This window comes from Alkalihalobacillus sp. R86527 (assembly GCF_042466185.1).
GTDB lineage: Bacteria > Bacillota > Bacilli > Bacillales > Guptibacillaceae > Guptibacillus.
The window spans coordinates 2,658,650-2,679,488 of the sequence record NZ_JAXHBW010000001.1; the positions used below are offsets into that span (position 1 = coordinate 2,658,650).

At 40.9% G+C, this 20,839-nt stretch carries 21 protein-coding genes and 2 pseudogenes; 9 read left to right on the forward strand and 14 right to left on the reverse strand.

The genetic code is table 11. The annotated features are described in order from the left end of the window. Positions 1-45 precede the first annotated feature (45 nt). The gene (locus SJY16_RS13695; RefSeq protein WP_377889979.1) at positions 46-528 is read right to left on the reverse strand and encodes a CBO0543 family protein; all 483 of its coding nucleotides are present in this window, start codon (positions 526-528) and stop codon (positions 46-48) included. Positions 529-756: 228 nt separating this feature from the next. Between SJY16_RS13695 and SJY16_RS13700 the strand changes: the two genes are divergently transcribed. After that, positions 757-2,154 (forward strand): DUF2254 domain-containing protein, encoded by a 1,398-nt coding sequence (locus SJY16_RS13700; RefSeq protein WP_377889980.1) that lies wholly within the window; start codon positions 757-759, stop codon positions 2,152-2,154. Positions 2,155-2,228: 74 nt separating this feature from the next. Here the strand turns inward: SJY16_RS13700 and asnB are convergent, their stop codons facing one another. After that, a complete protein-coding gene (gene asnB / locus SJY16_RS13705; protein WP_377889981.1) occupies positions 2,229-4,157 on the reverse strand; it encodes an asparagine synthase (glutamine-hydrolyzing) in 1,929 nt (642 codons plus the stop codon). Between the two features lie 458 nt (positions 4,158-4,615). Then, entirely contained in the window at positions 4,616-5,206 is a 591-nt protein-coding gene (locus SJY16_RS13710; protein ID WP_377892249.1) for a peroxiredoxin, read from the reverse strand. A 196-nt stretch (positions 5,207-5,402) separates the two neighbouring features. Between SJY16_RS13710 and SJY16_RS13715 the strand changes: the two genes are divergently transcribed. Both SJY16_RS13715 and SJY16_RS13720 read left to right on the forward strand, forming a co-directional pair. Next, positions 5,403-5,684, forward strand: a complete 282-nt coding sequence (locus tag SJY16_RS13715) for a hypothetical protein (protein WP_377889982.1) — start codon at positions 5,403-5,405, stop codon at positions 5,682-5,684. 256 nt (positions 5,685-5,940) lie between these two features. Next, positions 5,941-6,117, forward strand: a complete 177-nt coding sequence (locus SJY16_RS13720; protein WP_377889983.1) for a hypothetical protein — start codon at positions 5,941-5,943, stop codon at positions 6,115-6,117. Between the two features lie 41 nt (positions 6,118-6,158). Here SJY16_RS13720 and SJY16_RS13725 read toward each other — a convergent pair whose 3' ends face one another. Both SJY16_RS13725 and SJY16_RS13730 read right to left on the reverse strand, forming a co-directional pair. Then, positions 6,159-6,380 (reverse strand): hypothetical protein, encoded by a 222-nt coding sequence (locus SJY16_RS13725; RefSeq protein WP_377889985.1) that lies wholly within the window; start codon positions 6,378-6,380, stop codon positions 6,159-6,161. A gap of 125 nt (positions 6,381-6,505) precedes the next feature. Beyond that, positions 6,506-7,609: a histidine kinase N-terminal domain-containing protein gene (locus tag SJY16_RS13730; RefSeq protein ID WP_377889987.1), complete on the reverse strand. Its 1,104-nt coding sequence runs from the start codon at positions 7,607-7,609 to the stop codon at positions 6,506-6,508. Between the two features lie 347 nt (positions 7,610-7,956). Between SJY16_RS13730 and SJY16_RS13735 the strand changes: the two genes are divergently transcribed. Further along, positions 7,957-8,367, forward strand: coding sequence for a TipAS antibiotic-recognition domain-containing protein (locus tag SJY16_RS13735; RefSeq protein WP_377889988.1), 411 nt, complete (start codon positions 7,957-7,959; stop codon positions 8,365-8,367). Positions 8,368-8,752: 385 nt separating this feature from the next. Here the strand turns inward: SJY16_RS13735 and SJY16_RS13740 are convergent. Together SJY16_RS13740 and SJY16_RS13745 are read right to left on the reverse strand one after the other, a co-directional pair. Next, positions 8,753-9,631, reverse strand: a pseudogene (locus SJY16_RS13740) (lipase family alpha/beta hydrolase); the annotation flags it as partial. A 174-nt stretch (positions 9,632-9,805) separates the two neighbouring features. Further along, complete coding sequence (locus SJY16_RS13745; RefSeq protein ID WP_377889990.1) at positions 9,806-10,231, reverse strand: GNAT family N-acetyltransferase; 426 nt, start codon at positions 10,229-10,231, stop codon at positions 9,806-9,808. A gap of 120 nt (positions 10,232-10,351) precedes the next feature. Here SJY16_RS13745 and guaC point away from each other — a divergent pair, with 120 nt between their 5' ends. Both guaC and SJY16_RS13755 read left to right on the forward strand, forming a co-directional pair. Next, positions 10,352-11,335, forward strand: coding sequence for a GMP reductase (guaC, locus tag SJY16_RS13750; RefSeq protein ID WP_377889992.1), 984 nt, complete (start codon positions 10,352-10,354; stop codon positions 11,333-11,335). A 384-nt stretch (positions 11,336-11,719) separates the two neighbouring features. After that, entirely contained in the window at positions 11,720-13,177 is a 1,458-nt protein-coding gene (locus SJY16_RS13755; RefSeq protein WP_377889993.1) for an MDR family MFS transporter, read from the forward strand. 26 nt (positions 13,178-13,203) lie between these two features. Here SJY16_RS13755 and SJY16_RS13760 read toward each other — a convergent pair. Both SJY16_RS13760 and SJY16_RS13765 read right to left on the reverse strand, forming a co-directional pair. Then, positions 13,204-13,389: pseudogene (locus SJY16_RS13760) on the reverse strand (VOC family protein); the annotation flags it as partial. Between the two features lie 16 nt (positions 13,390-13,405). Beyond that, entirely contained in the window at positions 13,406-13,792 is a 387-nt protein-coding gene (locus SJY16_RS13765) for a VOC family protein (RefSeq protein WP_377889995.1), read from the reverse strand. A 170-nt stretch (positions 13,793-13,962) separates the two neighbouring features. On the opposite strand from SJY16_RS13765, the gene SJY16_RS13770 reads away from it, so the two are divergent. Then, on the forward strand, positions 13,963-14,181 hold the full coding sequence (locus tag SJY16_RS13770) for a DUF2642 domain-containing protein (RefSeq protein ID WP_377889996.1): 219 nt from the start codon (positions 13,963-13,965) through the stop codon (positions 14,179-14,181). A gap of 31 nt (positions 14,182-14,212) precedes the next feature. Here SJY16_RS13770 and SJY16_RS13775 read toward each other — a convergent pair whose 3' ends face one another. The 4 genes from SJY16_RS13775 to SJY16_RS13790 all read right to left on the reverse strand — a co-directional run bounded on the left by SJY16_RS13775 (position 14,213) and on the right by SJY16_RS13790 (position 17,181). Continuing rightward, complete coding sequence (locus SJY16_RS13775) at positions 14,213-15,415, reverse strand: alanyl-tRNA editing protein (RefSeq protein WP_377889998.1); 1,203 nt, start codon at positions 15,413-15,415, stop codon at positions 14,213-14,215. A 327-nt stretch (positions 15,416-15,742) separates the two neighbouring features. Next, positions 15,743-15,937 (reverse strand): hypothetical protein, encoded by a 195-nt coding sequence (locus SJY16_RS13780; protein ID WP_377890000.1) that lies wholly within the window; start codon positions 15,935-15,937, stop codon positions 15,743-15,745. A gap of 20 nt (positions 15,938-15,957) precedes the next feature. Beyond that, entirely contained in the window at positions 15,958-16,584 is a 627-nt protein-coding gene (locus SJY16_RS13785) for a GNAT family N-acetyltransferase (RefSeq protein ID WP_377890002.1), read from the reverse strand. 87 nt (positions 16,585-16,671) lie between these two features. Beyond that, positions 16,672-17,181 carry a GrpB family protein gene (locus tag SJY16_RS13790; protein WP_377890003.1) on the reverse strand — a complete coding sequence of 170 codons (510 nt, stop codon included), beginning with the start codon at positions 17,179-17,181 and terminating at the stop codon, positions 16,672-16,674. A gap of 400 nt (positions 17,182-17,581) precedes the next feature. On the opposite strand from SJY16_RS13790, the gene SJY16_RS13795 reads away from it, so the two are divergent. Both SJY16_RS13795 and SJY16_RS13800 read left to right on the forward strand, forming a co-directional pair. Continuing rightward, positions 17,582-18,904, forward strand: coding sequence for a hypothetical protein (locus SJY16_RS13795; RefSeq protein ID WP_377890005.1), 1,323 nt, complete (start codon positions 17,582-17,584; stop codon positions 18,902-18,904). Between the two features lie 134 nt (positions 18,905-19,038). Continuing rightward, positions 19,039-19,650 (forward strand): acetate uptake transporter, encoded by a 612-nt coding sequence (locus tag SJY16_RS13800; RefSeq protein ID WP_377890007.1) that lies wholly within the window; start codon positions 19,039-19,041, stop codon positions 19,648-19,650. 216 nt (positions 19,651-19,866) lie between these two features. Here SJY16_RS13800 and SJY16_RS13805 read toward each other — a convergent pair whose 3' ends face one another. After that, positions 19,867-20,832, reverse strand: a complete 966-nt coding sequence (locus tag SJY16_RS13805) for a ring-cleaving dioxygenase (RefSeq protein ID WP_377890009.1) — start codon at positions 20,830-20,832, stop codon at positions 19,867-19,869. Positions 20,833-20,839 lie beyond the last annotated feature (7 nt).

Genomic DNA, 20,839 nt, shown 5'->3' on the forward strand with positions numbered 1-20,839 from the left:
TTCACTAATCAGGAGGAACGATCCAAGCAAACATTCTAGAGCGCTCTAGGGTGTTTCTTTTTGTTCATGGTTCGGTAATTTGCTTAGGAATTGTAATAACCATCGTATCAAGAAAAAGAAAATATAGACGCTTATGAAGGTGTAATACCATTTCCACGAATGATAGTGAACCAAATCAGTATACTTCTCCAAAAAAAACTCGATTACAGTCATAATCGTGGTATACATAAATCCTTTAAGTAAATAACCTTTGAACGTATAGTGATAAGTTGTTTGATAATAATGCAAGCTTAAGACAGGGAAAAGAACAAGTTCAAACAGCGGGCTGCTATCAAAGTAAGGAAAAATCGTCACCGGGTAAGTCAGCATACCACTTTCAACTACGATGACTCCGAGGATTAAAGCAAAGTAGCCAGTAATAAAGAAAGCCAGCAGCCAATCCTTTACAGGGGGCTTGCGTAAACTATAGAAAAAGAATAAAACTCCGCCTACAAACATGATATAAAGGATCGCTTTTTCAACTAGCACGTTCTCACCTACCTCAGCTTATTCACATAACGGGCGTTTTCATAATTCACGTATTACCTTTTCCGAAACCTCCACCTATTATCCATTCTTTCAATAATATGAAGAAATTAGTTAGGCGGGTATCAGAAAGGTACAACGATGCAAAATATAGAAATACCAGAATTTGCGTTTTAGGAAGAGACCCCAGGGGAAAAGCGCTATAGAAGTCGTTAGAAGGGAGTCGCAGCCATGATCAAAAAATTCCTACCCTGGCAGCTGCGGAAATATTTTGATATGCCTAAGAGGGTGCGGAAACATGAACTCCAATCCACTCTGTGGTATATGCCAGCCATTTATATTCTTGGTTCAATCCTATTCGCAGGGATCACCCTATTTCTTGATTTGTCAGTAGACATTTCTAGATTCACACCTGATTTAATGCACGCGGAAGCTCAACCAACACGCTTACTCGTAAGCTCTTTGATCGGAGGAATCTTAACACTTAGTGCATTCACATTAAACTCCGTGCTCGTTGTGTTAACAACATTTAGTGGACAATTTTCACCAAGGATGCTTCTTAATTTCGTCGCAGACCGAACGACTCAACATTTCGTCGGAATCTTCCACGGAAGCTTCGTCTACGTTCTTGTTACCTTCTTATTCCTTACAAGTCAGTCAAAAGAAAATTTCGTTGTTATTCCAGGCGTTACTTTCATTTTAGCTTTCGTAACAGTGATGACATTTATCTTGTTTATCAACCATGCGACGAGCTGGATGCAGGTACATAATATCGCCACAAACATGAAGAACGAGTCCATCTCGATCGTAAGAACCTCTTTATCAGATGAACTTGAAGAATTCAGAAGCGAAGCGCCTGTTCATTACAACAAGGATGAAAGAGAGAATGAAAAAGAAGCATGCTCTCTTGAATCTGGATACATTCAACTCGTTGACTTCAGGAAGATGATTGAAGAAGCAAGAAAAGACAATATCGTTATTCAATTCCAGAAGAAAGTAGGAGATTACGTCTTACGAGGCACTTCACTCTTTACGTTCTGGGGAAGCGGAGCAAAAGACGTTGATGTCAAAAAGTATCATAAGTTTCTTGAAATTGGATATAAAGAAACAGAGATTCAAGATATCAAAATGGGGATGACAAAGCTTTCTGAGATCGGAGTAAAGTCACTAGGAAACGACGATCCAAAGACAGCGATAACCATCATTCATCAAATGGCAGACCTTCTGTTAGAGGTAGAGAATGATATAACATTCACACCATACCTCGCTGATTCTGACGGTACTGTTAGAGTGGTGATGGAGTCTGAGAACTTTGGTTATTACCTTTACCGTGGCTACGGTTATATTCGTCACTATGCTGGAGACAACTATCTTATCATTTCAGAAATCATCCTAGCATTAAGCCTTGTTTCACAATCGATCTCTAAAGATAAGCTTAAGGAAGTCTGGGAATTCGGTAAGAACACGATGGATCATATCGATGAGAAACTCATTTATGACCTAGACCGTGATTACTTACTTGAAAAGCTCTATAGTCTCGCCTACTACACAGGTCACAAAGATGAGTTTCATAAGATTGAGAAACGATTTGGTGAGAGTGGGGATGAAGGTCATAAGATGGAGAACTAATGAGCAACAATAGAAATAGAAGCATAGAAAAAGACTGCTGTCATATGAACAGCAGTCTTTTTCTTCGGGATGGGTCACAGTACGTGACCCTTTCCAAAAGCAGCTATTTTACTCTCGATTTCATCTTCTGTTTGAAGCTCTTCAAATGAATAAATTCGCTCTACAAAAATCTGATGCCAGAGCATGAAGACTAGCACAGTCCAAATTTTTCTGGAGTAATCACCCTTCTTCTGAACGTGAGCCTCTAACAGATCTGAAACAACCTTCTTATCGATCAGGTAATCCGTTTCGCTTACATGAATAAGCTGTTTCGCCCAATCATAAAGCTCATTACGAAGCCAATGCCGAATCGGCACTGGAAATCCTAGTTTTTTACGATCGAGCACATGATCCGGAACGATTCCACGGGCAGCTTTTCTAAGGATGGATTTAGTTGTTCCGTTAGCAATCTTTTCGTTTACCGGGATTTCACTTGCTACGCTAAAGACTTCCTTATCTAAGAACGGCACGCGTAATTCAAGTGCGTTCGCCATCGTCATCTTATCAGCTTTTAGGAGAATATCTCCTCGAAGCCACGTTTGAATATCGATATACTGCATTTGATTCACAGGGTGATCTGAAGCAACATGATGATAAAATGGCTTTGTGATCTTCTGATAGGTTTCAGTTGGATTGTAGGTTTTGAGAATTCTTGCTTTCTCTTTTTCCTCAAACATCTTCGCATTTCCTATATATCGTTCAGAAAGAGCCGTCGAGCCTCGTTCTAAGAAACTTTTCCCCTTCATTCCTTCTGGAAGAACGGTTGCAACCCGGTTGATCATCTGTTTAAGCCCTTTTGGCACGGGTTCGAACATACGGAGTGCTTCAGGTTCACGGTAGATATTGTATCCACCAAATAATTCATCTGCACCCTCTCCTGAAAGGACCACCGTTACATGCTTGCGCGCTTCTCTCGCTACGAAATACAGTGGCACACAAGCAGGGTCTGCGAGAGGATCATCCATATGAAACATGATTTTCGGAAGCTTCTGGATATACTCTTTGGCAGAAATCATGTAAGAATAATTATCTACATTCAGCTTATGAGCCGTTTCCTTCGCAACGTCCACCTCGGAATATCCTTCTCTATCAAAACCCACTGAGAACGTCTTGATCTTCGGATTCACCATCTTTGCCATAGACACGATGATAGAGGAATCGATACCTCCAGAAAGAAATGACCCAACAGGTACATCACTTCGCATATGTATATTAACTGAATCGATTAGTACATTTTGAATGCGTTTCACCCACTGATTTTCATTAGAAGTCATAATTGGGTTGAACGTCGCATGAAAATATTGCTGAAACTGGAGTGGTTGATCTTGTTTCTTCACAAAATAGTGTCCAGGTTCGACTTTCTTAATACCTTCCGTTAACGTCATAGGTTCTGGCGAGTATTGAAAGCTTAAATAATGCTGTAATGCGATCGGGTCTACATCTTCGTAGTTTTGCAATAGCGTGATGCTTTTCTTCTCTGAGGCCAAGATAATATCGTGATCTCCCTCTTTATAGTAAAGAGGTTTAATCCCAAAATGATCTCTCGCCCCATATAGCGTCTTCTCTTGTTTGTCCCATATTACTATAGAGAACATTCCGCGCAGTTCAGCGAACGATTCAACACCCTTCTCAGCAAATAATACGAGAAGCACTTCAGTGTCTGATTCTGTTGCAAATGTTTTCCCTTGTTTCTTTAACTGTTCGCGAAGCTCAACATAGTTGTAGATTTCTCCATTAAAAACCATCCAATATCGCTCATTTTCATAATGATACGGCTGATGACCGCTTTCGAGATCGATAATGCTTAGTCTTCTAAAACCTAATGATACGTGATCATCATGATAATATCCGTCATCATCTGGACCTCTATGATTGATGATTTGGTTCATCTTCACAAAATCAGACTTTGAATGGTAACTTGATTTCTCTGGTTCCGTACGTAGAACGCCAACAAAACCACACATAATTATAGCCACACTTTCATCTGTGATAGTAATACAATTGTAACACTAAAGAAATATATCTGTAACACGACAGTGAAATATTTTCGTTAGTCAATCAGAGGGTTCCCCTCTTTTTCATCATAAGAGAAGTGGTATAAGCAATCTTATAAGAATGATTTCGCTTAACTAAGGCGGATAGGATAATGGGAAAATTAGTTCGAAGAGACGTGAATCGATGCATTCCATTTTCAATAATGATTATCCAGTCTTATTCCATCTACTACTTCTATTAAAGCATATTATTGAAAGAATTTGTCTCTTTTTTGAAGGTGAATCCTCGTATTAGGAAGATAGTCTCACGGAATAGAACCTTCCTTATTTATTTATCCCCGATTAAACGATCCATAAACAGTCACGCCTATCATCGTCTGCCTTCGTTTACAAAATTAAAAAAGCAGCAAAATGGTTTTTTGCTGCTTTCAATGTCGTCCAATATCCTGAATCGAGATCGAAATCCCCTCTTGCCCTGGCATCCAATTCGCTGGAACGACTTTTCCAGTCACCTTATTATATTGAAGAGCTTGAATAAGCCTTAGTAACTCAAACGAATTCCGCCCAACTTCCGTTGGATAAACCATTTTTGACATGATCATGCCAACTGGATCGATAATGACAGTACCTCTCAATGCTGTCCCAGATTGTTCTTGTAGAACCCGATATGACTTGCTTATTTGATGATTACGATCACTAATAAGGGGATATTGAATTTTCGCTGCGGAAGGAGATACCTCTGTAAACACTTTGTGTGAATAAACGCTATCCGTACTAATTCCAAAAACAATCGTGTTGATTTTCTTAAGCTCAGGGTAAATAGCAGCGACCGCCGCTAATTCAGTTGGTCAAACAAATGTAAAGTCACTCGGATAGAAAAACAGGATAACCCAACTACCTCGATAATCTTCTAGACTAATCTGTACAATTTCTTGATCGACCGGATTATAAGCATCCGCTCGAAATAGCGGAGCCACATCATTCGTTTGAGCGCAAAAAGGGAGGCTGTCTTCTTCCATCATCATTTCCCACCACCTCTTTTCAGATGCTTTATATGATATGAAACGCCCACTCGGTTCATTCTTACCACTTCTTTTCTTCTATATTGCTATCCATTTCATCATTTACAAAAAAAACCTCCTTATAGGAAGAGTAAAATCTGATTTTCTGGTGATAGTAAGAAGCGATTCCATCATAAAATAAGGAGGAAAAAATATGAAAAAGAAAGCTATTGTGTTAACAATGGTTGCAGCTCTTTCTACTGGTTCACTAGCAGCATGTAATACTGATCAAAAAGATGATATGAACCAGCAGCCAGAAGATGTGAACTACGATCCGGTTCGTTACGATAACAACAGAGATGACGAGATGGACAGACGCCATATTCGCCAACCGAACGAACGTGACACTCCAAACAACATGGATGAAGAAGAGCCAGATTTAGATGAAGAACCATCCGAGCAAAGACGCCAGGATAGGCGCGACCGAAACTACTAAGAACACCCTCAGCTTCTGTGCAATAGCGTACAGAAGCTTTTCCATTGGAAATAGAAAAAGCCCCTCTTATCGAGGGGGGAGAGAATAGGCTATTCTTCATTATATGACGGAAGCGAGGAATGTATTCCTACCACCGATATGAAAGCGCAATCTCAGAACCACTAATCCTTTCAATAGAAATCTTCCAGATGATTAGGAATGCGAAATAATTTATGTTATTATAGTATCTACTCTAAATGGAAAAGAGGGATTTTACGTGGAGGTAGAGAACGATATTATACTCCCAGAAATCGGTAGTGATGTAGAAATTGGAAATCGCAAAGCTAAAGTAATCAGCATTTTAAACAACACGATTGTAGCCGAATGGCATGACGTATCTGAAGATGAAGAAAAACGTGTTGTTGCTAAGCACGACGAATATACAATGCTCTAAATTCAAAAAGGACCGGCATCGCGCCTGTCCTTTTTTGGATATCAGTTATCGTTCTTCTTTTCACTGGCACCTTTAAGCTCATGATACGCCTTCTCAAATTCCCCATAGGTACCCATGCCATAGGTTTCTTGATCGTTATCAAAGAGTTCCTTAAAGGCAAATGTCTTCGCTTCATCTAATGTTACTTCTCTCGCGTCCATAACCAGGTTTAGATAAGAAATGAAATAAGATTTACTAAGCTTACCTGCGTTCTTTGTAATCACGGTCTTCCCTCCGTTTGCAGTATGCCTTTGTAAGGAAAGTATAATCTCGCATCCATTCTCTATGCAAATGGCAAGATTCAACGGGCTACATTCTTTATTACCCATAGACATTCTGCTACCGCCGATCAAACGGAAGGTAAGGTGATCGTGAACGTTGTTTCCTTCTCAGTAGACTGACATGAAATTTGGCCTTTGTGGTTTTGGATAATCTTCTGACAAACATACAGACCAATCCCTGTTCCAAGCTCTTTCGTCGTGTAAAACGGTTCAAAAATCGTATTAAGCTTCTTCTCAGGAATGGCAGGGCCATTATTGGTAATGTGAAGCTTCATCTCACCTTTTTCCTTCTTCCCAACAAGCTTGATCGTTCGATTCTTTTGAATTTCTTTTAACGCATCGATCGAGTTCATAATAATGTTTAGAAGAACTTGACGTATTTTGTCCTTCTGTCCAAAAATACGCAATCCATTAGGAATATTATTCGAGATATGAACATCGACATCAACAACGCTCGGATAAATGAAGTCGATCATATCATTGAATACTTCGCTCACCTCAAACTCTTCCTCTTTGACTCCATCGATCTCTTTCTTCGATACGTGGAGAAACTGAGAGATACGGAAGTTCAACTGCTTTAATTCATGATCAATGACATCAAGGTATTTCATTTCGGGATTTTCTTTTCTTAATATCGCAACAAACCCCATAATCGCCGTTAATGGATTTCGAAATTCATGCACAAAACTCGAAGACATTTGTCCTAGAATCGATAACTTTTCTTGATGAGTTTCGTCTATGTACGAGATTTTCTCCTGTAACTCATCGTTTTTGATTGCCGTATATTCCGTAACGGCGTGATAGGCAAATTTATCGAAAAGCTCATTTAACGACTCCAAAACCGGCTGCAAATCTTCTGACGAAAGGCCCGAATTCGTCATATGATTAAATAACACACTTCTCCCTAAATTAACGTTGTGTATAAAATCACCGATATTGATATCTGCTTCAACACGCTGCATCGCCACTTTTTTTGCAAGTTCTGCAATCTTGTTTTCGTCGATTGGTTCAACGATATTTTTCCTCACAAGTTGATACATTAACTTTCCATTTGCGACTACCTTATCCCTATAAATATCATCGTCGGATATCCGTATCCGCCGCTTCCAATTATTAAGGTATTCGTCTAGATTTCGGTCGAGGTAGTCTACTAATTGATCTTGTACAATCATAACCTCATCCCTCTTTTTGTTTGTATTAAAAACCATAATTACCCGAACTTTCTTACTATTATAGCAATAATGATGAAAAGTAGAAAATTCGCTTTATATCCTCACTACTACGTAATTCTCTTCAAATGGCCGCAACGCAATGTCTTTACATAAGTGATTACAATCGTATTGTCTATAATAATAATATTACATCAATTTCGAGTAGAAATCTGTTTATTTCCACAAATTTAATTACTATCTTACTGATGTGCTCTTCCATATGAGGAGAGAGTCATACATGTTGAAACGGCAGAATATATTTTAAAATAATAATTCGAACTCCTTATTTCTGAAAGGAGATTATAATCATGCCTAAAAAAGGAAAGTTTGAAGGAATTGCGTTCTTCCATCATCAGTACGAAGAACGAAATCAGAAGAAGAGAACCCAGCGAAGAAATCAATTAAATCGTTTATCAAAAAGCGAAAAAAAAGAATTAAAATCGTCGCTTGAATTGATCTACAGAAAACTCGTTTGTCTTTCCGACCTACCACCTCAGTCTATTGAAACGCAAAGCATCATTGACGAATGGTATCATTTCTTATCAGATCATTTTAATGGAACGTACACACTTGAGGAATTTCAAAAGCTTGGGGATTTGTATGTGAAGAATGAACAATTCAAACTTAACATCGAAAAATATGGTACAGGACTGGCTGAATATATGCGAGAAGCGATCGCATGTTATATAGGAAGTGAACGAAACAAAACCACGGGCTAGCCCGTGGTTATTTGCGTTAATGCAGGGTGAGTAATCCATTAACCGGAAGCGGTTCTTTCGAACTGACATGAATATGATTTTCTGTTCTGTTCCCTTTCTTAATGAGAATATAATCGACATCTTTCAATTCGTGAGGAACAAAATTAACCGTATGAGAGCGCAGGAACTCTTGAGATACTACGATACAAGACATCTGTTTAATCCGAACGACGGAAAAATGGTGTCCGATCGATGTTGATGTGTCTGGTCTCACCAACTGGCTATAGCTTTCACCCTTCCTCTTCACCTTGATATGCCCTTTCCCTTTAAGGATAATTAACGAGTAATCCTCGAAAGAGGGATAGTCGCTGGTTTTCACTTCACACGAACGTCCAAGCTTGTTCGCAAGAAGTGGCAAGCTTTTGTATAACACCTCATTGTGACTTCCTTGAAAAATATGTTTATCGCCCTCTATTGAAAACACGCTGCTCAACGTTGCGTTCCCATCTCCGAGCTCTGTTTTTAATGATGCCGTCACTTCCCCATCCACCCATATCTCCGACGAGTCAGAATGTTTTATCTCTAAATAGCGAATCGTTTCTTCTCCAATTCCGCCGATCAGGGTAATTGGGATATGTCGCTTCTTCACAATCTCTCGTTTTTTGTTTAATGCATCGAGAAACGTGTTTTTTGTTTCCATCGTTTGATATGGTACGACGCCAAACTCCCTGTCACTATTTTTCATAAAGAGATAATTTCCGTAAGCCGATCCTGGCGTAATATCTTTAAGCCCCTTAAAGTACTCGTGGATCGCACTGACCTCACTCATATTCGTGACACGTGGCAGCAACCACAGATAAGCCTCCATATAAAGCCGAACAAGATTCACCTTCTCACCTGATTCACCAGGTAAGGAACCACCCGTCCAGTAACTGAAGTTAGGAGGTGACCCAGCGTTTGGTGTACACATCATCATTAGCTGGCTCACATCAAACTTATAATAGTTACTTTCAATGTAAGAACGACTTACTAACCCACCCATGCTATGACTGATGACAGCCACCTTTTTCTTGCCTGTTACTTTCTTTGCGTGCTGTATCGTATCATATAAGTAACGGCGTGCAGATTGCTCGATTGGTTTTCGCCAATCATAATACGCTACGAAGAAATTCTCCCCTTCTTTTAACCCTAATTCTGTTTCAAGTAACGCGACGAATGGTTTGTACACGATACCTGCAAGTCCAAAGTGCCAGTCTCCCGTTCCTGGAATGATTTCGTCCCCCATTGAACCAAATAAACCAGGCACAAATACTACCGGATAATCACCAACCAAGTTCGATTTCTGTAGAATAGCCGTCCTCTCCCTTCAAGCAGGACTCGTAGCGAATACTAGTAAACTATATTCGATTAGGACGAGAATAAGAACTTTTGGAAGGTGATCGTAAGATTTAAAGACATATTAGAGTTCTTTATAAAATCCGGTAGCAATTCCTTCAAACCCACATCGTTCATAGAAAGCATGCGCATTATTTCGTTCGATCCGATTTCCGCTGTTCAACGTAACCATCGTCGCACCGTTTTCCTTTGCCCAGTTTTCCGCAAATCGCAAAAGTTCTTTACCGATTCCTCCGCCTCTAGAATCTGATTCAACGACAAACGCATTTATTCTAATATAGGAATCATTGTTCTCGTATCGGTAACAGTGTATAAATCCAATCATGCCTACCAATGCGCCATCTCGATCACATACATACGTATGGTAGGATGGGTTCTCAAAAATCACGCTCATTCTTTTTTCCATTTCGTCTCGTTTCGTCGAATACCCAAGCTCTCCCATCAAGTATGCTAGCTCATTACAATCTGTATGAATCGCTTTTCTTATCATGGTGATCCCTCCAATTTTTTAAATATGTTTTGACATGCGAACAGATGTCATGTACATTGTGTATTGAGCGAACATTATTTAATAATAACGAAAAATTATTCGTATTTAGGGGTGTGCTTTATGGAAAACGTGTTTGATTATGAAGATATTCAATTAATTCCCGCAAAATGTGTGGTTAACAGTCGATCCGAATGTGATACTAAGATTACACTTGGAGAGCATACGTTTAAGCTTCCGGTCGTACCTGCCAACATGCAGACGATCATAGATGAAACGATCGCTATGTTTTTAGCTGAAAATGGTTATTTTTATATCATGCATCGCTTTCAACCTGAACGACGCCTCAATTTTGTAAAAGAAATGAAGAGTCGCGACCTCATCTCCTCGATCAGTATCGGAGTGAAGGAAGAAGAATACCGCTTTGTCGAACAATTAGCAGAAGAAAACCTTACCCCTGACTATATAACGATTGATATTGCACACGGTCACTCTGAAGCAGTTATCCAGATGATCAAACATATTAAGAAGCACGTCCCTCGTAGTTTCTTGATTGCCGGAAACGTGGGCACCCCAGAAGCAGTTAGAGAGCTTGAACATGCTGGTGCAGATGCAACAAAGGTAGGCATTGGGCCAGGTAAAGTATGTATTACGAAAATCAAAACCGGATTTGGTACAGGCGGCTGGCAATTAGCTGCACTTCGCTGGTGTGCGAAGGCTGCAAGCAAACCTATCATCGCTGATGGGGGAATTCGTACGCATGGTGATATTGCAAAATCCATTCGATTCGGTGCATCGATGGTGATGATCGGCTCACTATTCGCAGGACACGAAGAATCCCCTGGGGAAACAACGGAACGTGATGGCAAGCTCGTCAAAGAGTACTTTGGATCAGCTTCAGAATTTCAAAAAGGTGAGAAGAAGAACGTTGAGGGCAAGAAAATGTATGTAGAACATAAAGGCTCGCTTCAAGACACTCTTGTAGAAATGGAACAAGATCTACAATCTGCGGTTTCATATGCAGGTGGAGATAATCTTGATGCCCTACGCCATGTCGATTATGTTGTTGTAAAGAACTCCATTTTCAATGGTGACAAAGTCTATTAATAAAAGCTCGAAACCACACGCCAATCGTGTGGTTTTTCTATAGTTATTGCAAGTGAATGTGGCATGCACCTCTGGTACTAGTCACTTCCACTACTCCCTTCTGAAACGATAAACCCATCGCAGCATTCCATACCCTCATGTGTGTGCTTACGTAAAATTAGCAATTCTGTGTTTAACATTGGTAACATCACCATTCCTCCAAACAGCTTGAAACCTAGATTTACAACCATCGTAGCCACATAAACTCTCACTCAAACAAGGTGTTTGTATCTCCCAGAAATAAGGAGTATAATTTGATAATTGATTGCAGAGAACCTACTAAACTAATAAAACACTTTTCATACTAGATAAAGCTCATGCAACAAAAAGAGAGGAGGCTTTGAGGTGACGACCACTCAACCTTATAATAAACTATTGATCGCCGCACTTTTACTTGCGGGGTCTTTCATTACGATATTAAACCAAACCCTTATGATCACAGCCATTCCACCCATTATGGAAGAGATGAGCATTACGGCTAATTCAGCTCAGTGGCTAACGACCGTTTTCATGCTTGTGAATGGGATCATGATTCCTATTAGCGCATTTTTACTCGAACGATTTACCACAAGGCAATTATTTATTGCAGCGATGGGGATTTTCTCAGTCGGGACGGTTGTCGGTGGATTAGCTCCAAACTTCGGCGTATTGCTTATGGGTCGAGTGATCCAATCAGCTGGTGCCGGTGTTATGCTTCCATTGATGCAAACCGTGTTTCTCATGATCTTCCCTGTGAACAAACGTGGTGCAGCCATGGGGTATATCGGACTCGTGATTTCATTCGCTCCTGCGATCGGACCAGCACTTTCAGGTTGGATGACGGCGAACTATTCCTGGCGTCTACTATTCTGGGCTATTCTACCGCTCGCATTGATGATTATCGTGATTGCATACTTCATCATGAAGAATGTGACGGAGCTGACACGCCCTAAGGTTGATCCAATTTCAATCATCCTATCATCGATTGGTTTCGGTGGCTTGCTATATGCGTTCACGAGTGCCGGAAACTATGGTTGGGGAAGCCCAATAACGCTCATCGTTCTATTAGTTGGAACAATTACGCTCGCGATCTTCATCGTTAGGCAACTACGAATGTCGCATCCAATGCTTGAGTTCCGAGTGTTTAAAGATAAAATATTCACCATTACAACGCTCATCGGAATGATCATGTTCCTTGGCTTGATCGGGGCAGAGACGTTGATTCCTCTTTATATGCAGAACATGAGAGATTTCACTGCATTCGAATCAGGTTTAGTTCTTTTACCTGGCGCAATTATCGTAGCCTTTATGTCGCCGATCACTGGTCGCATTTTCGATAAGTTTGGTGCAAGGCTACTCGCGATCGTAGGACTGACAATCGTTACAGCATCAACATTCGGTTTCGCTTTTATCGATACAACAACAACGATCACGTTTCTAACCGTTGTGTATGCGATCCGCATGTTCGGTCTATCTATGGTTATGATGCCAGTCACAACAGCAGGATTGAATCAGATGCCAAAACGACTCATCCCACATGGTGCAGCGATGAATAATACGATGCGCCAGATTGCAGCGTCTGTCGGAACAGCTATCCTTGTTACAGTCATGACGACGACCGCTCAATCTGCACAGACAGAACCTTCGATTTCAAATCCAGATATATACGGAGTGAAAGTCGCGTTCATCGTCATCGTCGCGCTTACGTTCGTAGGACTTGTGCTCTCTTTTTATATTAGAAAGAATAGTCCTGAAGAAGAGGCTAGAGAGCAAGAAGCGACGGATATCGATAATGAAAATGAAACAAAATCCGTGAATATGTAATAACTCGTCCATGTGGACGAGTTTTTTTATTGAAAGGCTGGGCTTAACTCGCTCCATACGTCAAACAAGTTTCCATCAGGATCGCTGAACACAAAATTGTTACCAACATGTCCGCGATCTTCTACTTCCCCAACGGTTACGCCATTTTCGAGAAGAGAAGCATGGAAATCTCGTAACGTGTTCAAGCCATCTACTTCAAAAGTCACGCAAAAATGCCCCTTCCAACCATTAACCTAAAATCGCTTCCTTTCGTTCAGCTTGCTCTTCCTTGTTTATATATTCAAAGAACCCTAAACGATTTCCCCATGGATCCGCGAAGGTTCCCCAGCTTACCGGAACTTCTTCTCTTGAATGAATCTCAAAATAGTCCACGTTCAACCTTTGCATGATTCTATTTCGTTCTGCTTCCAAATCTTCAACACCGAACCGGAGTGGGCCACTCCCTACCGTAGCCGTTCCTTCCGCAAGCTGTAGCCAACTACCGGGGAGCATCTCCCACTCGACTATTCCATCGTGAGGAGCAAAGTCAGGTTTCCGTTCAAAAAGTTCGCTGTACCACGCTACCCCTTCTTTCATATTAGATACCCGTACTTGAACCGTCATTTCAAACACCATACCGACACCCTCCTAAACTATGTATTCTTTCCTCTATATCATAACTGAACATACGTTCTCACCGCAATTATTTTTTTGATTATTCTGCACTATTTTTCGATGAGTTTCCAAAACGAATTCCTTGCATACGATGAAGTCGAATCCTAATGCGACACAAGGGAGTGAGAAGCGTGAACACTAGGACGAAAAACCGCTATGCTGCTTTCGTTGATCCATTTGTTTTGAATCGCTTGCACGCTAGTTCAGGGAAAAATCTGATTGTACAAACGAGAAAAGACACGCTTCGAGGAAATCTCTTTGACGTGCAACCTGATCACATCATCCTAAGCCACTGTTATGGAAAAACAACCATCCTTATTAACCAGATTCTCTCCATCTTGCCCGAATAAAAAAGGAAGCACATCATGTGCTTCCCCTTCATTAAACCTCGACGGTACACTTATTCATTAACTCTTTCATCACATCATCTGCAGATCGAATCGCTTCTCCGCCACCTTGTGCAAAGTCTTTTTTTCCGCCACCTTTACCATTGATAACGGGGAGCACTTCCTTTAGAACAAGGTTCATATCAAGACTCAGATCTGAGCCTCTCCCACATACGACTTGGATTTTCCCTCCTATTTCACTAACAAGAAGAACGATCACGGAAGGTTTTTCACTCAGCATCATCTTTGCTAACTTTTGAAGTTCCTTCATACCATACTCATAAGAGACGAGGTGTACAATTTGATTCGCCCCTACTGTTTGTGGAGCTTCTACAAGCTTCTCCGCTTCATATGCTAGGAGTTTTTCTTTCAGATCATCGATCGCTTTTTCCTGATCTTTCGTTTGTTGAAGCAAGCGTTCTGCAGCTTCAATGACATTTTCTTGAGGCACACTTAACGTTTTTGTTAACGTCTCGATGACTCTTTGCTTGCTATACAGTTCATCTATAACTCTCTTCCCACATAAGAACGTAACCCTAACCTGCTTTTTCTGCTTTTCCCACTTCAAAATACTGATGCTACCGATTTCTCCAGTCGAAGCAGGGTGTGTGCCACCACAGCCACTATAATCGACTTCTGGAATCATAACGAGCCGGATGTTTTCAGATACTGAAAGCTGTTTCCGAAGTGGATACTGAAGGACTTCATCTGGTGAAACCCATTTCGTGATCACTTCATTATTGTTTAGCACGACCGTGTTAGCAGTATGTTCTGCACGCTTCACTTCTTCCTCAGCCAGTTCAGGAACATCGAGGTCGATCGTACACGTTTCTTGTCCGAGATGAAAACTCACTGTCTTATACCCAAACAAATCTTCAAAAGAAGCTGATAAAATATGCTGTCCAGCGTGTTGCTGCATATGATCAAAGCGACGATTCCAATCGATTTCGCCTTGTATTTTATCAAGACCTTGGCGTGACCCTTCAAGATAATGACGAACTTCTCCATCCACTTCCTCAACGTCCTTTACAGTAACGCCATTAAGCGTTCCTATATCATGAGGCTGGCCACCCCCTGTTGGATAAAAAGCTGTTTCATCAAGCACCACATATAAACCGTGCTCATCAGTTTGTTCGGTTTGAACCGTGGTCTCAAACGTTCTTATGTAAGGATCTTTGTAGTATAATTTATCAGTCAATCGATACCCTTCTTTCTACTATGTATGTTAGCTTCATCCTATCATGACCTACGTTCTGCCTGCATCTTTTGTATAAAACACACCGGTTTAAACGACCATTCCCGCTTATACAAAAGGCTTGAGGAGTCCTATCCTCAAGCCCTAGCATTACTTTTTCTTTGTAAACTTTGAAAGCAGAATGGCGATGATCAAAAACAGAATCCCAAACACCATAATATTATCTGAAATAAAATCCATAAAAGACAACTACCTTTCACTTTTGATAACGATAGTAAAAGGATACCACATCAATGGATTATACTGATAATCCATTTGTCTTCGATTTATTCACCCAGAAAACTTACTGTCCTCTTCCCCTTTCTTAAATTGCCAGAGGATGATATACATGATCAAACTACCGAGACAAAATAACATGATGAAGGGCCAGCTTATACGCTCACCTTTCAGTAGATCTACTAAAGTGATAGCCACGATACATCCAAGCGCAAAAGGAATCCAGTGCTTCAATAAATACGCTATCATCTTTCAATCACCTACCTGCTTTATATTCTTTTTAATGTATAAACGCTATTCCTCTCAATCTCTTTACAGCCATTTGCCTGAAACGTCTTCATCATAGGTAGATTACGAACACTCGTATTTCCTATATAAGTCGTTGCTCCAAATGTGTCCCGAAGGAAACGCAAAGATTGTCTATGAATCTCCTTGCTTTTTCCTCTACCTCTTTCAGAAGGAACTAATCCAAAATAGAACAACCTCCCTTCGGATTTCGTACCTGGTTCGATATGGGGCATAACGACACCTATTGCTTTCTCATCTTCATAAACAATCATACAACTATCTTTGTAACTGTCTCCTAGTTCACGTTCAACGCTTCTTAGCTGATCATCGATCGAAAGAGTAGAAGATGCATTGAACGAACCGCTCATCGCATCAGCCCAAACTTTTTTATACGCTTCTTCTGTCAGTTCATGTAACGTCACGAACGTATAAAGCGGTGTTTCTTCAATTTCCATTTGAAGATCATGTGTCACCTGGATTGTCTCATCGTGTAATGAAAATCCCGCAGCAATCAAATCGTTGCGTACGTCCTTTCGATCACTGATCACCACATTAACCGTATCCACATCCCTGAATGCATTGTCGTTAAGAACGTCACGAATGAACACTTTGGCCTCTGAATCGTTTAAATGATGAAGTTCTTCAAACGTTACAAACTTCTCCCCCTTTACTATTTTTACTTTGTCATAGAGATCCTACCTCAGAGAATGCTCCCGATAGCTCTCTGACTCAAGTAGATTACGCATGAATACTGCCTTTTCATCACGATAATCATCCATTTCCTTACCGTCATGAGTCATTTTCAATGTATTATAGTTCTTCGTTATGTCTGGGTTCTCCTTGAAGAAGTGCGTTACTTTCCAAAAATTGTCGACCACAGAATGCTTTAGCGTCAATTGAAGCCCAAGCGGCAGGATTTCATCTTCCTTCTCATACGCTCCAAAAAATGACGTTTGACTACTTCCTTCATTTAACGCATACGTTTGATCCAAGTAGGATCTAGCGTATTCAAACGTAGATTCATCCACACGTATCTGAAGATCAACATCGCCTTTCGTTAGTGATCCTATGACTGCCGTACTCCCAACGTGGTGAATTTCCGCACTAGGAATGGCGCTTGTAATCATTTCAGCATGCTTTCGAAATACTTCCTCTGCTCGATCACGAAACTTCTCTTCATTTTCAAACGTTACAATTTCTTTCATACCGATGGTCCCTCCTGAGTTTTCGTTTATAGCAATCTAGTTGGATAACTCATTCTCACATCGGTATCGCTCCAATTCATCGTTTTCTACATCCCCTACTATCTTCCATTTCACAGCTAAAATCCCTCCTATCAATTCTTGAATTATCAAGATAGGGAAGAATTTTGTCGCCTTCAAAGCCTACCTATACTCATTCTAATTAATTGGATAACCCCGCCAATCGAATGAATGTCATTCGACTTCCTGCAATCATTTCCCCGGAAATCTCCTAAAAGAAGACAATGAAATTCTTGTAAAATAGACAGTAAAAAAATTTCACACTCGACACCGATAGCCCTTTCTTTTACTAGAGTTTATGTATAATTAATCCCATCAAATACCATAGATCGGGAGGAACCTTATGAGACCTTTGCGTCTAGTGTTTTTATTTCTATCCCTTATTCTAGCTACTTCTTGTAACTTGCTGCCTGGAAAGGACGCCTCGAAGGAAAGCGAAGCCTCAAAGCAACCTGAAGCAGTTGAAGCCGGAACGACGACGACTTGGAGTGAAGGAACCTACAAATGGGAAGAGGATGGAAACATCATGGGAACTCTCGACATCAGTGACCCAAGCGGTACATCGTTCGCATTTTCATTATTTGCGTATGATGGACAAGATGTTGGTGAACTAGCGGGCACAACGAGCGGAGAAGATCAGGCTGTCTTTACTCATCCAGACAAGAAAGAATGTACCGTTACGTTCACGAAGGAGAAAGAAGCCATTTCCGTTGTGGCTACTGAAGAATGTCAAAGCTTTGCAGATGCAAACGTTTCGTTTGATGGTACTTACACACTTATCCCGATCGGTAACGAAACGCAGTCTGAAACATCAGAGGAATCTGCAACAGAAGAGGAATCTGATTCTGAATCTGCAACAGAAGAACGTGATGATGATTCAATTTCAAATTGGAAAGAGGCGCTCTACATCGATGCACGTTTCGATACGGGGAACTTGAGCATCTACGAGGTTAAACCTGACTCGTTTATGTTTTCCTTTGACGTGAGTAGCGGAGGGCATGTTGGACAACTTACTGGAAAGGCAAAAGCGAATGGGAATGAAGCAATCTTTCAAGATAATGAGCAACCAGATTGTAAAGGAACGTTCGCAATGAATGATAATGTTATCACGTTTAAAGAAGATTCATGTTTGGAGTACCACGGCGCTGCCGTTGAATTTTCAGGTGAGTTTACAATGACGGAAGACCCTCCAAAGCTTCCAACCGCAACAAGAGAAACGAACAGCTGTTCATCGACTCCTTTTCATTCAGATCTCCTTACATTTGCAGAGAAAGGACACTTGAAAGATGCGTCCATTTTTCTAGGAATGACGGAAGACGAGTTAAAAGCATCTAATCCCTCTCTCAAATATGACGATTGGTTTTTCGAAGGGATCCCTGCATTCTTTAATAGTAAATACGCATACTTAACAGTTGATGACAAAATCTTCAACATGCGATACAACGCGTTGTCTGAAGGACCCGCGATTCCTTATGAACAACTAACCTGCCAGTTCGGTGATCCAGCAGAAGTGTACTTAAATGAACTTCGCGGCGAGTATTATCATGTCTATCATACTGGTGAAAATATGATTTCATTCATTTCGACTGAAGAGCACGGTTCGATCAGTGCAGTCGAGTTAGAATCACAAGATGATAAGTTACAAGAAAATAAAGATCGTCATTAATAGAACGAACCCGTGCGAGATGTCGCACGGGTTCTTCTTATCCCTATAAAGAATGCGCTTCCACATAATTTCCTATTGCGTACCCGCTTTTTATTGTGTAAAGTGGTCAAGTATGTTTTATAGGAGGTTACATCATGGATCAATCACAACAGAACGTTCAAATTAAGGTAGCTGACCCTTCAGCCATCGGACTATTCGGATTAGCAATGGTAACACTTGTTGCTTCTTCAGCTAAGCTCGGTTGGACTGACGGCGTTTCGTTCATATTACCTTGGGCTATTTTTCTAGGAGGAATCGCTCAACTGTTTGCTAGTATGCTAGATGCAAAGCACAATAACACGTTTGGAACAACAGCGTTTGGCGCGTTCGGACTTTTCTGGCTCGGAATCGGTACATCATGGCTGATTCAATACGGCGTATTTGGCGATGCAGCAGCGAGTGCAGTTGACCCAAGCCAGTTAGGCATCGCGTTCATCGGCTACTTGATCTTCAGCTTGTTCATGACAATCGGTGCGATGGAAACACATAAAGTACTCTTTATCATCTTCGTCCTTATCGATTTTCTTTTCATTGGACTTTCGTTATCAACGCTCGGAATCGCTCCAGAAGCGATGCACCTATTCGCAGCTGTTTCAGAATTTCTAATCGCGATCTTTAGCTTCTACGGATCGGCAGCAAGCGTATTAAACACTCACTTTGGCAAAGTAACGCTTCCTGTTGGAAAGCCGTTCGGTATATTTAAATAGAAGCTACCATGAAAAAAGAGACCTATTCGCAGGTCTCTTTTTTAGGTTATTGAAAACACAGGGTGTCTGCCGTAGGTGTGAAGTCTAGATTACAGAATTTCCTCCAAAGAGTAACGAAGTACCATTTCACTTCATAAATAGTAAATAAAAAAACAGGCATCTAGACATTCTAGATAGCCTGTTGAGGGGCCTATAGATAGATTCCGAATTCTTATATTAAATCTCCAACGGTCTAAGCTTTCGTTCGATTTCAGCACGTTTTGGCTCAAGGAAAGGTGGAAGTGCTAGTTCCTCGCCCATCGTTTCTAACGGTTCATCCGTTGCGAACCCCGGCCCATCCGTAGACAGTTCAAACAAGATGCCATTTGGTTCTCTGAAATACAGGGCTTTGAAATAATAGCGCTCAACTTTACCAGAGTTCGGTAACCTGAATTGATTCAATCGTTCAGCCCATTTGTTATACTCTTCTTCATTCGGCACGCGGAATGCAACGTGGTGAACACCACCTCTTCCAAGGCGTGCTTTCGGTAGATCCGGGCGCACTTCGATATGCACTTCTGCACCGCTGCCACCTTCCCCGGTCGAATAGACGAGAATGTCTTGCCCATTTCCTTCTGGTGATGAATACGATTCGCTTTCTCTAAAACCCATCACTTCTGTTAACACTTGAACAGTTGGCGTAGGATCTTCAACAGTTAGCGTGACAGGTCCGAGTCCAACAATACTATGCTCAGTCGGGATATCATCTCGTTCCCATGGTGTTCCAGCTCGTACCCCTTCTTCTCCATCATCAGCAACAAGAATCAGTCTCGTACCATCAAAGTCTTCAAAGCCGAGTGTATTACGGCCTGCCCTCTTCTGAATACCTTCATGCTTGATGTCGAATGTCTCGAAACGCTTCTTCCAGAAATGAAGGGCTTCGGTAGTTGTCACCCTCAATGATACATATGATATATCCGATGTCCCTCGATACGATCTGCCTAATCCAGGAATATCAAAGAACGTGATATCTGTACCAGGTGTGCCCTCGCCATCGGCATAAAAGAGATGATACGATTCTGTATTATCTTGATTCACCGTTTTTTTAACTAATCTCAATCCTAATATTTTTGTGAAAAACTCATAATTTCTTTCCGCTTTTCCAGTCAAAATGGAAACATGGTGTAGTCCTAATAAGTGCATTCTTATC

Bases quoted from the DNA above. Each gene is read 5' to 3' on its own strand.
- SJY16_RS13795 (WP_377890005.1), top strand. From the start codon at position 17,582: ATGAGACCTTTGCGTCTAGTGTTTTTATTTCTATCCCTTATTCTAGCT.
- guaC (WP_377889992.1), top strand. From the start codon at position 10,352: ATGGAAAACGTGTTTGATTATGAAGATATTCAATTAATTCCCGCAAAA.
- SJY16_RS13715 (WP_377889982.1), top strand. From the start codon at position 5,403: ATGAAAAAGAAAGCTATTGTGTTAACAATGGTTGCAGCTCTTTCTACT.
- SJY16_RS13780 (WP_377890000.1), bottom strand. From the start codon at position 15,937: ATGATAGCGTATTTATTGAAGCACTGGATTCCTTTTGCGCTTGGATGT.
- SJY16_RS13745 (WP_377889990.1), bottom strand. From the start codon at position 10,231: ATGATAAGAAAAGCGATTCATACAGATTGTAATGAGCTAGCATACTTG.
- SJY16_RS13790 (WP_377890003.1), bottom strand. From the start codon at position 17,181: ATGAAAGAAATTGTAACGTTTGAAAATGAAGAGAAGTTTCGTGATCGA.
- SJY16_RS13765 (WP_377889995.1), bottom strand. From the start codon at position 13,792: ATGGTGTTTGAAATGACGGTTCAAGTACGGGTATCTAATATGAAAGAA.
- SJY16_RS13730 (WP_377889987.1), bottom strand. From the start codon at position 7,609: ATGATTGTACAAGATCAATTAGTAGACTACCTCGACCGAAATCTAGAC.
- asnB (WP_377889981.1), bottom strand. From the start codon at position 4,157: ATGTGTGGTTTTGTTGGCGTTCTACGTACGGAACCAGAGAAATCAAGT.
- SJY16_RS13805 (WP_377890009.1), bottom strand. From the start codon at position 20,832: ATGCACTTATTAGGACTACACCATGTTTCCATTTTGACTGGAAAAGCG.
- SJY16_RS13800 (WP_377890007.1), top strand. From the start codon at position 19,039: ATGGATCAATCACAACAGAACGTTCAAATTAAGGTAGCTGACCCTTCA.
- SJY16_RS13700 (WP_377889980.1), top strand. From the start codon at position 757: ATGATCAAAAAATTCCTACCCTGGCAGCTGCGGAAATATTTTGATATG.
- SJY16_RS13735 (WP_377889988.1), top strand. From the start codon at position 7,957: ATGCCTAAAAAAGGAAAGTTTGAAGGAATTGCGTTCTTCCATCATCAG.